This window comes from Arthrobacter sunyaminii, from assembly GCF_018866305.1.
Lineage (GTDB): Bacteria > Actinomycetota > Actinomycetes > Actinomycetales > Micrococcaceae > Arthrobacter_B > Arthrobacter_B sunyaminii.
On record NZ_CP076456.1, the window covers coordinates 1,309,231 to 1,323,307 of the forward strand.

Genomic DNA, 14,077 nt, shown 5'->3' on the forward strand with positions numbered 1-14,077 from the left:
GCCGGTTCCTTCGGGGATCGGCGCCCGCCGTCGTTGTGCGTGTGGGAGCCGGCGCCGTGCAGTGTGTCCGGTCCGTGGCCCGCGTCCCTGGAACACATAACGGGCTTATAAGCGACGTTTAGCCCCCGCATCTGTACTAGGGATGCATGCAGGTGTTCCATCAACACACTGGGCAGAACAAGCCTAGGCAGCCAGCCTGCCGGAGAGCCCGTACAGCACCGATTCGGTAACCTCATCCAGCGAGCGCTCCGGGCTGAACACCAGCCATTCAAGGCCGCCGGTCAAAGCTGCGCCAAACACGCTGCCGGCCACCAGCTCCAGCCTGCCGTCCATCTCCGCCGGGGGAGAGGTCTCCCGGATGGGGATGATGAACTCGCCCAGGACTTCACGGCGAAGCAGTTCCAGGGAGGGCTGCCAGGCGCGGTCGGTCCGGAAGATCTCCGCGGCCAGCAGCCGGGCCAGGGCGCGGTTGTCGGCCACCGTTTCCAGCAGCGCGCGGACCATGGCCTGCAGGGCCGGCCACCCCGTCAGTGCGGAGCGGGCACTGCGCACAGTTTCCGTCAGCACCCCCACGCCCTCCAGCAGCAGCTCCTCGAACAACCGGTCCTTGGACGTGAAGTTGTAATAGACGCTGCCCTTGGCGACTCCGGCCCGCTCGGCAACGTTCTCCATAGTGGTTCCGGTGATGCCGTTGTCCGCCGCCAGCTCCAACGCGGCCTCGAGGATTGCGCGCTTGGTACCTGACTGGCGTGGCATGGAAACGTTCCTTCTTCTTCGTGATGGCCTGCTTCGATCTTAGAGGTCCGGGCCGGCCGCGGCATTTCGGCACCCGGCCGCCCGGGGAGACCCAACTTGGGAGAAAGCGTCCGGACTTGGGACAATGATGCCGATCCGAGTTTCCTGCGCCCGTCCTCCGGGCTGCAACCCCGCGCCACCTCCGTTGCAACTCCGTGCCAAAGCCGAAGGACCCTCCCATGGGACACAGCCATTCCCCGCACTCCGATGAGCCGCCGTCCCCGGCAGCACTGGCCGCCCGGCGCCGCGCCAACCTCCTGCTGACCTGGATCCTGGTTCCGCTGGGGCTGCTGGCCGTTATCGGCATGGTCCTGCTCTGGCCTTCCGGGGACCGCACCGGCATCACAGTGTCCGATCCCTACGCCACCGCAGACGGCGTCACCTTCGAAACCGGCAAGGTCCAGCGCGTCAGCGAGGAGAACTGTCCGTCGTCGCAGGCCCTGGTTAATGCCGGCGGAACAGCCCAGCAGTGCCTGGTGGCGTACACGGTTCCGAACTCCGGGGGCTCCACCATCCAGGTGGAAGTTCCCCCGGAGGTCGCCAAGGGAGGCGCCATCGAAGCCGGCGACACCATCCGCTACCTGAATCTTGAAGCCATCATGGCGCAGGGCGGCGGCGCACCGCCCTACGTTTTCGTGGACTTTGTCCGTTCCATTCCCATGGCCGCGCTGACAGTGCTTTACGCGGGGGTGGTGATCGCCGTCGCTCGCTGGCGGGGGCTGCGTGCCCTGGTTGGGCTCGCCGGCGCCTACGCGGTGCTCGCCGGATTCATCCTGCCCGGGCTGGTGGAGGGCAAGCCGCCGCTGCTGCTGGGGCTGATCGGTTCAAGCGTGATCATGTTCGGTGTCCTGTACTTTGCGCACGGCTTTACGGCGCGGACGTCGACTGCGCTCCTGGGGACGTTGTTCGGACTGTCGATCACGGCCTGCCTGGCGGCCTGGGCGACCGATGCGGCACACCTGGTGGGGGTCGATGACGAGAACGCGTACACGCTCATCAACTCCTCGGACAACATCTCCGTGTCCGGCATCATCCTGTGCGGGCTGATCATTTCCGGTCTCGGTGTGCTGAACGACGTCACCATCACGCAGTCCTCTGCCGTGTGGGAGATGTACGAGCTGGCGCCCGGGGCGAGCGCCAAGCGGCTCTTCTCCGGGGCCATGCGGGTGGGCCGGGACCACATTGCGTCCACCGTCTACACCATTGCCTTCGCCTATGCAGGAGCGGCGCTTCCGGTGCTGATCCTTGTCTCGCTTTACGACCGGCCCTTCTTGGACAGCATCACCAGCGGTGAACTGGCCGAGGAAGTAATCCGGACGCTGGTCGGCTCCGTAGGGCTGGTGGTTGCGATCCCGGTAACCACAGCCATCGCCGTTCTGGTGGTCAAGGCGGTGGGGATCAAGGGGATTCCGCACGGTACGGACGCAACGCACGACGACGGCGGGACGCTTCCGGCGCACGCAACGCCCGACGCCGGCGGGACGCCTTCCAGTCCCGCCGACGATGCACCGCCAACGCGGCGCTCGCTGCGCAACCGGTCCTGACCCTGCCGACGTAACCTACGGCGCCGTCGGAGCCGGGGCCGGAATAACCGGCGGCTCGAACGTGAACGTCATCCCCAGCAGCCAGACCAGCAGCAGGACCACGGGCAAGTGGATGATGAACTGCAGGAAGGTGAATCCCACCAAATCCCGTGCCCGCAGCTTCAGTACGGCCAGCAGCGGGAGCATGAAGAACGGGTTGATCAGGTTGGGCAGTGCCTCGGCAATGTTGTAAATCTGCACCGTCCAGCCAAGGTTCATCTCCACATCGGTGGCGGACTGCATCACGTAGGGAGCTTCCACCAGCCACTTGCCGCCGCCGGAGGGCACAAAGATGCCCAGAATGACGGTATAGAGCGCAATGACGACGGCGAATGCTCCGCCGGCGCCAATGTTGGTGAAGAACGTGGCCAGGTGCTCGGAGAGGGTGGTCCCGCTGCCGCCTTCGGCCTTTGTGAGGATCGCAGCCATTGCGGCGTAGAGCGGAAACTGGACCAGGATGCCGGCGGTGGCGGGAACTGCCTTGGTGACCGCCTGCAGGAAGTTCCTCGGCGTGCGGTGCAGCACCAGACCCAGGATCAGGAACACCAGCAGATAGCCGTTGAGGCTGGAGATCACGCTGAGGAACGGTTTGGTCACGAACTGTGAGACCAGCCACCCGGCGGTCAGCAAGCCCATGAGCATCGGCAGGATGGGGCTGTACTCCAGCCATTCTCCGGGACGCTCCCGGGTGGAGGCAGGCTCGGGCGTGTCATCCAGGTCCACGCCCAGTTCCGTAGCGGTGCGGATGGCTTCGCCCTTGGGCGCTGAGAGATGCGCGATCACCGTGGTCAGGACAATAAGGATGGCGCAGGTGAGCAGCGACTGCCAGGTGAAAATGGTCTTGCCGAAGTCCAGGACGCCGGTGACTTCCAGCAGGGCAGGAGGCAGCGACGCCGCAGTGGCCTGGAGTTGTGCGGCCGAGGAAGACAAACCCAAAGCCCAGACGGCGCCGAGGCCCATGAAGGCGGCCGCGCCCAGCGCCCGGTAATCGACGCGAAGGTCCGTGCGCCGGGCAATGGCACGTGCCAGCAGCCCGCCGAAGACAATGCTCAGGCCCCAGTTCAGGAAGGACACGGACATGGACAGGAACGCCACAAAGCTGACGGCGGTGGTGGCGGTCTGCGGAACCCGCGCCAGCCGGGCGATGAGCTTCGCCACCGGGGGAGAGGTGGCCACGACATAGCCGGTCAGGACCACCATGGACATTTGCAGGGTGAAGGCGGTCAGGTCCCAAAAGCCGTTGCCGAAGGAGTCCGCCACGTCCTGCGGCGTGGATCCGTTGAGCAGGGCGGCCAGGGCAACAATGACCACTCCGGCCAGGGCGAAGATGTACGCATCGGGAAACCACTTCTCGGTCCAGCGGGCCAGGGCCTGGGCAACTCTGGCCAGGCCTTTCTCGGAGCCGGCCGAGCGGGTGGTGGCGGTAGACATGACAGAGACCTCATTCTGGTTGCGGCAGTGAAACCGAAGGGGTACGGATGGATGGCCTGCCCAGTACTGAAAAACCATCATTGTGATGCAGGCCACCTGCACGCTAGGGGGTGCTCCCCGGGCCTGTCAATCGGCGTCGGGGGCCGGTCTGCAGCGGTGTCCGCACGACACGCTGCCGGAGGTTCCCCACAACCCGCAGCAGGATTTGCACCGGCTTGCGAGAATGGGGGTGTGACTGTTTCATCTCCAGAACTCAAGCTCGAGCTGCCGCCGCTGCAGCTGGGCCCCATTACCGTGGACACGCCGGTGATCCTGGCTCCCATGGCCGGCATTACCAACAAGGCCTTCCGGCGGCTCTGCCGCGAATACGGCGGCGGCCTGTACGTCTCCGAAATGGTCACCTCGCGTGCCCTCGTGGAGCGCTCGCCGGAGTCCCTGCGCATCATTGAGCACGACGACGACGAATTGGTCCGCTCCGTCCAGCTGTACGGCGTGGACCCGGTGACCGTCGGCGCAGCTGTCCGGATCCTGGTGGAGGAAGACCGCGCCGACCACATTGACCTGAACTTCGGTTGCCCGGTGCCCAAGGTCACCCGCAAGGGCGGCGGCTCGGCCCTGCCCTGGAAGCTGGACCTGTTCACCGCCATCGTGCAGACCGCGGTGAAGGAAGCCTCCCGCGGCAACATCCCGCTGACCATCAAGATGCGCAAGGGCATCGACGAGGACCACCTCACGTTCCTGGAAGCCGGCCGCATCGCCCGCGACTCAGGGGTTGCCGCCGTCGCCCTCCACGGCCGCACCGCATCCCAGTTCTACTCCGGCAAAGCCGACTGGAACGCCATCGCGGAGTTGCGCGAAGCCCTGCCGGACGTTCCGGTGTTGGGCAACGGCGACATCTGGTCCGCGGAAGACGCCATCGCCATGGTGCGCCAGACCGGCGTCGACGGCGTCGTCATCGGCCGCGGCTGCCAGGGCCGGCCGTGGCTCTTCGGCGACCTGCAGGCGGCGTTCGAGGGCAGCGACACCCGGCACCGCCCGGGCTTGAAGGAAGTCTCCGACAGTGTGTACCGGCACGCCGAACTGCTGGTGGAGACCTTCGGCGGGGAAATGATGGCGCTGCGGGACATCCGCAAGCACATGGCCTGGTACTTCAAGGGCTACGTGGTGGGCGGAGACCTCCGCGCCCAGCTCGCCACCGTGCCCACCCTCGCCGTGCTGCGCGAGCTGCTGGACCAGCTGGATCCCGAGGCTCCGTATCCCGGCGTTGACGCCGAGGGTCCGCGTGGCCGGGCCGGCTCACCCAAAAAGACAGCGCTGCCGGAGAACTGGCTGGAATCGCGGGAGCTTAACGCCGCGCAAAAGTCCATCATCTCCGCAGCGGAACTCAACATCTCAGGCGGCTAAACACCCATGACCTTTCCGCAGGCTTTCCAAACCGCAGGCTATACCGATGTTGACCTTGCACGCTGGGTCACCGAGCCTGCCAAGAACACCAACCGCACCCAGTTTGGCCGGGACCGTGCCCGGGTGCTGCACTCCTCGGCGCTGCGCCGGCTCGGCGCCAAAACCCAGGTGGTGGCTCCGGACACTGATGACTTTGTCCGGACCCGGCTGACGCATTCCCTCGAGGTGGCCCAGGTGGGGCGCGAACTCGGGAATGCGCTGGGCTGCGATCCCGACGTCGTCGACGCCGCCTGCCTCTCGCATGACCTGGGCCATCCGCCGTTCGGGCACAACGGCGAGACGGCGTTGAATGACATTGCCCATGCCATCGGCGGGTTCGAGGGCAATGCGCAGACCCTGCGCCTGCTGACCCGGCTGGAACCCAAGATCATCGCACCGGACGGCAGCCCGGCCGGCCTTAACCTGACACGGGCCTCCCTGGATGCGGCCTGCAAATACCCGTGGTCCATCGCCGATGCGCCGCTGGTGAACGGCCACCGGACCACCAAGTTCGGTGTCTATGAAGATGACATGCCTGTCTTCAGCTGGCTGCGCGACGGCGCCCCCGCCGGCCGTTCCTGCCTCGAGGCACAGGTCATGGACCTGGCTGATGACATTTCCTACTCCGTGCATGACGTTGAGGACGCCATAGTGGCCGGCCACGTGCAGCTCAAGTGGCTGGACAATCCGGACCAGCGCGCCCGGGTCATCGGTTACACCCAGCAGTGGTACCTGCCCGGCACCGAGGGCGCGGCGATTGAGGAAGCCCTCAAACGGCTCGAAACTGATCCGGTGTGGGTCCGCGAGTCCGACGGCAGCCGCAGGTCCATGGCCGCACTCAAGGACATGACCAGCCAGCTGATCGGCCGGTTCTGCAACAGCGCGCTGGAAGCCACCCGCCTCATCTACGGCACCGATCCGCTGACCCGCTACAACGCCGAGATGGTGGTTCCGGAAGAGACCAAGCTGGAGATCGCCGTCATGAAGGGACTGGCCACCACCTTCGTGATGACCACCGACCAGCGCCAGCCGCTGTATGAACGCCAGCGCGAGATCCTCACCGCCCTGGTAGCCCAGCTGGCCGCCACGGGGGATCGGCACCTGGAGCCCATGTTCGCTGCCGATTGGCGGGAAGCGGCCGACGACGGCGCCCGGCTTCGCGTGGTCGTGGACCAGGTCGCTTCACTCACTGACGGGTCCGCGTTGGCACTGCACGAGCGGCTGGTGGGCCCGGTTCCGGCGCTCTGGTAAAAATATCTGGTTGTCCCGGATGAAAAAGGCCCGTTAACTCTGGTGGACCCCGGTGTGTCTCGTTAGTGTTTCGGCTCTGAGGTGTAACATCCACCCCTTCGGTTACCACTGGCCGCAGGAGCACCTCTACCGGACAACTCTCACGGGGGACTCTTCATGAGCGACCAGCCACACGTCAACGTCCGTCGCCGCCGCCGCGGGTCGCCCCCGCAGCCTTCCCGTATGCGGATCTGGGCGGGGATACTCCTGGCGCTGCTGCTGGTGGGAGCCCCGCTGAGTGCTCCGGCCAACGCCGCCGTCGATCCGGAACCGCCGCGCGGGGAAGCTCCCACCTCGGACGCCGGCACCGACATTGTGATCACGTCCCTGGGTGAAGGACGACGGAACATCTCCGGGGCGCTGCCGCCACTCGGGGACACCTGGCCCATTGACGCCTATCCCACCACCCGTCCGGCGGGCTACGAGCCAGAGACCGTGGGTTTCGCGGGGGTCATTAATACCCAGGAAGTGGGCGGGACCACGACGGCCCAGATGTACTGCATCGATCTGCGCACCTCCACACGGGTGGGCATCGGGTACGAAAACGGCACCTGGGACGAGTCCAACGTTCCCAATATCGGATATGTGAACCGGATCCTGAATACCTATTATCCGAGTACGAATCTCCCTACCGGTGTCAACAACAATGACAAGGCCGCGGCCGTGCAGGCAGCCATCTGGTTCTTCACGGACGGCTACGTTGTCGACCGCGGTGGTAACAATCTGTATTCAACCGTTGCCTCGATCGTGAACGCCACCATCGCGGCCGGGCCGCTGGAGGAACCGGACGCCCCGGATATTTCGATCACTCCCGCCACTGCCGAAGCCGCAGTGACCGGTGTCGCCGGACCCTACACCGTGACCTCTGAAGCAGATCAAATCACCGTGACGGTCGACGACGGGTTCGGTCTCTTCGCAGATGCCGCAGGCACCGTGCCGCTCACCAACCCCGTTGCCAGCGGTACGCAGGTGTGGGTGCGGAGCGAGGACGGAGGCACCGGGCCGGCCGCCATTAGTGCCCGGGCGGTGGTGACCGTTCCCACCGGCAGTGTGTACCTCTATGACGGCGCCACCTCCGGGGTGGACACTGCCCAGAAGCTGATCCTCGCGGACACCCGGGAACTGAGCTCCGCAGCCAGTGCCACGGCGACCTTCTTCGAGGTCGGAGCGCTGACGGTTACCAAGTCGATAGAGGGTCCGGCCGCCGGCAGCCAGGGTGCGGTGGTCATCAGTATCGATTGCGGACCGGGATACCAGTTCACCTTCAACATCGACGCCGGAACCACCGGAACGCCGTCGGAGACCTTTATCGACATTCCGGCGGGAACCGCCTGCACCATCACCGAGCCCACCAACGGCACCAATGAAAGTGTGCAGGTCAGCACTACCATTGTGCCGACCGCCGTCACCATCCCCTCGGGGTCAACGGCAACGGCAACCGTCACTGACACCTACACCTTCACTCCGGGAACGCTGGTGGTCACCAAAACCAACACCGGCGAGGCAGACGGCGCCCAGGGCGAGGTGATAATTTCCGTGGTCTGCACCCTGGACGGTGCCACCGTACTGGACACCACTGTCACCATTCCGGCGGGAACCCTCACTCCGGAGGCAGCCGAATTCCCCAACCTCGCCGCCGGCACCAGCTGCACCGTGACGGAAACCGCCACGGGGGAGACCACTTCCGTGTCAGTCGAGGTGGCCGGGGAAGGGACCGTGACGATTCCGGCCGCAGGAAGTGTCACAGCAGCACTGACGAACACCTACACCTTCACTCCCGGAACCCTGGCGGTCCGCAAGGACATCGCCGGCACCGGTGCGGGGCGGCAGGGCACCGTCACTTTGCAGGTGACCTGCTCCTCCGGCCTGAACCAAACCATCACGATCCCGGCCGGAACCATCGAAACCACCACTGAGGAATTCCCGGGCCTTCCCGCCGGGACCACCTGCACGGTCACAGAGACGGCGGACGGCGCGACCACGGAGGTCAGCGTCACCACGGTGGTTGACCCGGCAGGCGGAGCAGTAACCGTCCCGGCCGGCGACGGCGTTGAGGTGACCTTTACGGACACGTACACGGTCAACCCCGGAGCCCTGGTCGTGAACAAGGCCATCGCGGGGGTGGCTGCGGGCCAGCAGGGCGATGTCACCCTGCAGGTCACCTGCACTTTGGAGAGCGCAGTTGTCGCAGAGGAGACCTTCACTGTCACTGCCGGCACCACCGGAACCGTTCCGGCGGGCACCCTGACGGGGATTCCGGAAGGTGCCAGCTGTGCCGTCACCGAACCCGTCACGGGCGAGACTACTGAAATAGGCGTGGTGGTGGATCTGCCCGATTCCGTAACCATCACCGCAGGCGCCACTGCCACGGCCACAGTGACGGACACCTACAGCGAGAATCCCGGCACCCTGATCGTCACCAAGGTGATTACCGGGGAGGCTGCCGGAAACCAGGACGCCGTGGAAATTGATGTCCTGTGCACCCTGGGCGGTGAAACCGTGTTCGAGGAGACCTCCCAGATCCCCGCCGGAGAAACAGGGGAGGTAGGGGCGCAGTTCCTGAACATTCCGTCGGGCGCATCCTGTGCCATTACTGAACCGGTTACCGGAGCTACCGAAGTTGTCCAGGTCAGCAGCGAGATCCCAACACCGGTGACCATCACCCCCGGTGGCACGGAGAGCGCGACGGTCACGAACACGTACACCTTCGCTCCGGGCACGTTGACGGTTACCAAGTCCATCACCGGTGAAGCTGCCAGTGAGCAGGGTGAGGTTGTCCTGCAAGTCCAGTGCGGCCCGGACGGGTCGGTGCTGGATGAGACGGTGACGATTCCGGCGGGGTCCACGGGGGATGTTCCCACGACGTTTGAGGACCTTCCCGCGGGAACCGAGTGCACGGTCACGGAACCGACCAGCGGCGCCACTGAGACCGTCCTGGTCTCGACGGAACTGCCGGACCCGGTGACCATTCCCGCCGCCGGGGGCTCCGAAGCTACGGTGACCAACACCTACACCTTCGCTCCGGGCACGTTGACGGTTACCAAGTCCATCACCGGTGAAGCTGCCGGTGAGCAGGGTGAGGTTGTCCTGCAGGTTCTGTGTGGTCCGGACGGGTCGGTGCTGAGCGAGACGGTGACGATTCCGGCCGGATCCACGGGGGATGTTCCCACGACGTTTGAGGACCTTCCCGCGGGAACCGAGTGCACGGTCACGGAACCGACCAGCGGAGCCACCGAGACGGTCCTGGTCTCGACGGAACTGCCGGACCCGGTGACCATTCCGGCAGGCGACGGAGCCGAAGCTACGGTGACCAACACGTACACCTTCGCTCCGGGCACGTTGACGGTCACCAAATCCATCACCGGTGAAGCTGCCGGTGAGCAGGGCGAGGTTATCCTGCAGGTTCTGTGTGGTCCGGACGGGTCGGTGCTGGATACGACAGTGACTATTCCGGCCGGGTCCACGGGGGATGTTCCCACGACGTTTGAGGACCTTCCCGCCGGCACCGAGTGCACGGTCACGGAACCGACCAGCGGAGCCACCGAGACCGTCCTGGTCTCGACGGAACTGCCGGACCCGGTGACCATTCCGGCAGCGGACGGAGCTGAAGCTACGGTGACCAACACGTACACCTTCGCTCCGGGCACGTTGACGGTTACCAAGTCCATAGCCGGTGAAGCTGCCGGTGAGCAGGGCGAGGTTGTCCTGCAGGTTCTGTGTGGTCCGGACGGGTCGGTGCTGAGCGAGACGGTGACGATTCCGGCCGGATCCACGGGGGATGTTCCCACGACGTTTGAGGACCTTCCCGCCGGCACCGAGTGCACGGTCACGGAACCGACCAGCGGCGCCACTGAGACCGTCCTGGTCTCGACGGAACTGCCGGACCCGGTGACCATTCCGGCAGCGGACGGAGCTGAAGCTACGGTGACCAACACGTACACCTTCGCTCCGGGCACGTTGACGGTTACCAAGTCCATAGCCGGTGAAGCTGCCGGTGAGCAGGGCGAGGTTGTCCTGCAGGTTCTGTGTGGTCCGGACGGATCCGTGCTGAGCGAGACGGTGACAATCCCTGAGGGGTCCACGGGGGATGTTCCCACCACGTTTGAGGACCTTCCCGCGGGAACCGAGTGCACGGTCACGGAACCGACCAGCGGAGCCAGCGAGACCGTCCTGGTCTCGACGGAACTGCCGGACCCGGTGACTATTCCGGCAGGCGACGGAACCGAAGCTACGGTGACCAACACCTACACCTTCGCTCCGGGCACGTTGACGGTCTCCAAGACCATCACCGGTGAAGCAGCAGGCCAGCAGGGAGAAATTGTCCTTCAGGTCCGGTGTGGCCCGGACGGGTCGGTACTGGCTACGACAGTGACGATCCCGGCCGGTTCAACGGATCCGGACAGCACCACGTTTGAGGACCTTCCGACCGGCACCGAATGCACGGTCACGGAGCCCACCAGCGGAGCCACCGAGACGGTCCTGGTCTCGACGGAACTGCCGGACCCTGTGACTATTCCGGCTGGGGGAGGATCCGAAGCCGCGGTAACCAACACCTACACCTTCGCACCGGGCACGTTGACGGTTACCAAGTCCATAGCCGGTGACGCCGCCGGGCAGCAGGGTGAGGTTGTCCTGCAGGTTCTGTGCGGTCCGGACGGATCCGTGCTGAGCGAGACGGTGACAATTCCGGCGGGAACGACCGGGGATGTTCCCACGACGTTTGAGGACCTTCCCGCCGGCACTGAGTGCACGGTCACGGAACCGACCAGCGGAGCCAGTGAGACCGTCCTGGTCTCGACGGTCCTGCCGGAGCCGGTAACAGTGGTCGGTGCTCAGACTGTCGCGGCCACGGTTACCAACACCTACACCCTGGCGCCGGGGACGTTGACGGTTACCAAGGTCATCACCGGTGATGCATCGGGCGCGCAGGGTGAAGTCGTCCTGCGGGTTATGTGCGGACCGGATGGCACGGTTCTGGATGAAACGGTGACCATTCCGGCCGGAACCACGGGTGCTGTCAGCACCGGGTTCGAGGACCTCCCCACCGGCACCGAGTGCACCGTTACCGAACCTGTTAGCGGAGCAACCAGTACCGTGAACGTGGCGGCGGATCTGCCGGATCCGGTAATGATTCCTGCCGGCGGCGGGGCTGAAGCTACCGTGACCAACACCTACAGTTCGGTGGTCGCTCCGACGCCGAAACCCACCCCGGCACCGGTCAAGCCGGCCCGTCCGGATCTGCCCTCCACCGGCGCCAACGGAACCGTCGGCTTCCTCGCCGCCGGAGCCGGACTGCTCCTGGCCGGTGGCATCGCAATGGCGGCCAGCCGCCGCAGGGCAAACAGTGCGGAGGATGACAGCAGCCATCAGCAGTAATCCGCAGTAGCAGTCAGAGAGGATCCCGTGCGGCCGGTGGCTGTGCGGGATCCTCTTTGTGCGGAGCCTTTCTGCACTGGATCCCTGGGCGTGCCGCGCGTGACCAGCCACAGCGGTTAGGACAGGAAGAATAGACTGGGATCATGGCCGGCCTGATTAAACGCGAAGACATTGACGAAGTACGCTCCCGCACCGACATCAAGGCCGTGATCGACGGCTACGTGACCCTCAAGTCCGCCGGCATCGGTTCGTACAAGGGTCTGTGCCCCTTCCACGACGAACGTTCCCCGTCCTTCCACGTCCGGCCGCAGGTAGGCACCTACCATTGCTTTGGCTGCGGCGAGAGCGGCGACGTCATTTCCTTTGTCCAGAAGATGGACCACGGCACCTTTTCGGAGACAGTGGAAAAGCTCGCCGCCCGGCTCGGCTACGAGCTGCACTATGAAGACGGTGGAACCGGACCGCGCCGCGAAGACGTCGGCAAGCGCCAGCGGCTGCTGGACGCCCACAAGATCGCGGCAGAGTTCTTCGCCGCGCAGCTGCGCACCCCCGGAGCCCAGGCGGCCCGGGACTTCCTGCAGGAACGCGGCTTTAACCCGGCAGCCGCAGCCCACTTCGGCGTGGGCTATGCACAGCAGGGCTGGGACACCCTGCTCAAACACCTCACGGACAAGGGATTCACCCGCGAGGAACTGGCGGGCACCGGCATGTTCTCCACCGGGTCCGACGCCTCTCGCTTCTACGACCGGTTCCGCGGCCGGTTGATCTGGCCCATCCGCGACCTGACCGGAGCCGTGATCGGGTTCGGCGCCCGCAAGCTTTACGAGGATGACCAGGGACCCAAATACCTGAACACCCCCGAGACTGCGCTCTACAAGAAATCGCAGGTCCTCTACGGCATTGACCTGGCCAAGCGGTCCATCGCCAAGGACCGGCAGATCGTCGTCGTCGAAGGTTATACGGACGTTATGGCTTGCCACCTCGCGGGGATCACCACCGCCGTCGCCACCTGCGGCACCGCCTTTGGCGAGGACCACGTCAAGATTGCCCGCCGGCTGCTGTCCGACGACGGTTCCGGGGGAGAGGTGATCTTCACCTTCGACGGGGACGCCGCGGGACAGAAGGCAGCGCTGAAAGCCTTCGATCTGGACCAGCGCTTCACAGCTCAGACCTATGTGGCCGTAGACCCGGAGGGCATGGATCCGTGCGACATCCGGCAGAAACACGGCGACACCGCCGTCGCTGAGCTCATCCGCTCCCGGCGTCCGCTGTTCGAGTTCTCCATCCGCTCCACGCTGCGCAAATTCGACCTCAATACGGTTGAAGGCCGGGTTCAGGCGCTGCGTGCCGCAGCACCGGTGGTGGCGGAAATCCGCGATCCCGCCATGCGCCCGGCCTACGCCCGCGAGCTCGCCGGCTGGCTGGGCACCGACGTCGACGACGTCACGCGCGCCGTCTCGTCGGCTGCCAAGCGGCTGCGGGAAGGCGGTACGCACGGCAAGTCCGCACCGTCCGCTGCGGGGCGCGACGACGCCCGCGGCTCCCAGCACGAGTCCCGGGACCGCAGAGGCCAGCAACAGGCCCAGGAGGGGAGCCGCCAAGGCTACCAGCAGCCTCAGGACAACGGCGGCGGTTACGGTCAGTCCGTGCCGGAACCGGTACTGGAGGAGCCGGTCTTTTCCCGGCCGGACCCGAGGGATCCCGCCGCCCGCATGGAGCGGCAGGCACTGGAAGTGGCCCTGCAGCAGCCGGGACTGCTGGATGAGGGGCAGTGGGAACGCTTCAAAGCGGCCCGCTTCTCTGTTCCGGCCTACCTTGCCGTGCACAACGCCATCATTGCCGCCGGGCATGCCGGCACGGCACCGGCACAATGGGTGGAACAGGTCCGTCAGGAACTGCCGGACACCCTCCGCGACTTCGTCAGCGAACTTGCCGTAACACCGCTGCACGCCCGGGACAACGATGCCCTGCAGCGGTACTGCCGGGACATCCTCAACCGGCTGTTCGAACTCCAGGTGACACATCTGAAAGCCGAGAAACTGGGCCAGCTGCAGCGGCTCGATCCGTCGGCGGACCCGGCCCTGTTCCAACAGTTGAACCGTGAGCTGATGGAGCTGGAAATGCAGCGCAGGGCGTTGCGGGGAGACCAGTAAGGGCCT

The 14,077-nt window shown here is 65.6% G+C and carries 7 protein-coding genes; 5 read left to right on the top strand and 2 right to left on the bottom strand.

Going from position 1 to position 14,077, the window contains the following annotated elements:
- Positions 1-183: 183 nt before the first annotated feature.
- Positions 184-756, bottom strand: a complete 573-nt coding sequence (locus tag KG104_RS05740; protein WP_104055328.1) for a TetR/AcrR family transcriptional regulator — start codon at positions 754-756, stop codon at positions 184-186.
- Positions 757-974: 218 nt separating this feature from the next.
- On the opposite strand from KG104_RS05740, the gene KG104_RS05745 reads away from it, so the two are divergent.
- Entirely contained in the window at positions 975-2,339 is a 1,365-nt protein-coding gene (locus KG104_RS05745; protein WP_104161798.1) for a YibE/F family protein, read from the top strand.
- Positions 2,340-2,354: 15 nt separating this feature from the next.
- Here KG104_RS05745 and KG104_RS05750 read toward each other — a convergent pair whose 3' ends face one another.
- On the bottom strand, positions 2,355-3,809 hold the full coding sequence (locus KG104_RS05750) for a short-chain fatty acid transporter (RefSeq protein WP_104055330.1): 1,455 nt from the start codon (positions 3,807-3,809) through the stop codon (positions 2,355-2,357).
- A 231-nt stretch (positions 3,810-4,040) separates the two neighbouring features.
- Between KG104_RS05750 and dusB the strand changes: the two genes are divergently transcribed.
- The 4 genes from dusB to dnaG all read left to right on the top strand — a co-directional run bounded on the left by dusB (position 4,041) and on the right by dnaG (position 14,071).
- Complete coding sequence (dusB, locus tag KG104_RS05755; RefSeq protein WP_104161800.1) at positions 4,041-5,213, top strand: tRNA dihydrouridine synthase DusB; 1,173 nt, start codon at positions 4,041-4,043, stop codon at positions 5,211-5,213.
- 6 nt (positions 5,214-5,219) lie between these two features.
- Positions 5,220-6,503, top strand: coding sequence for a deoxyguanosinetriphosphate triphosphohydrolase (locus KG104_RS05760; protein WP_104161801.1), 1,284 nt, complete (start codon positions 5,220-5,222; stop codon positions 6,501-6,503).
- Between the two features lie 156 nt (positions 6,504-6,659).
- A complete protein-coding gene (locus tag KG104_RS05765; RefSeq protein WP_207347537.1) occupies positions 6,660-11,918 on the top strand; it encodes a beta strand repeat-containing protein in 5,259 nt (1,752 codons plus the stop codon).
- A 143-nt stretch (positions 11,919-12,061) separates the two neighbouring features.
- Positions 12,062-14,071: a DNA primase gene (gene dnaG / locus KG104_RS05770; protein ID WP_207347538.1), complete on the top strand. Its 2,010-nt coding sequence runs from the start codon at positions 12,062-12,064 to the stop codon at positions 14,069-14,071.
- Positions 14,072-14,077 lie beyond the last annotated feature (6 nt).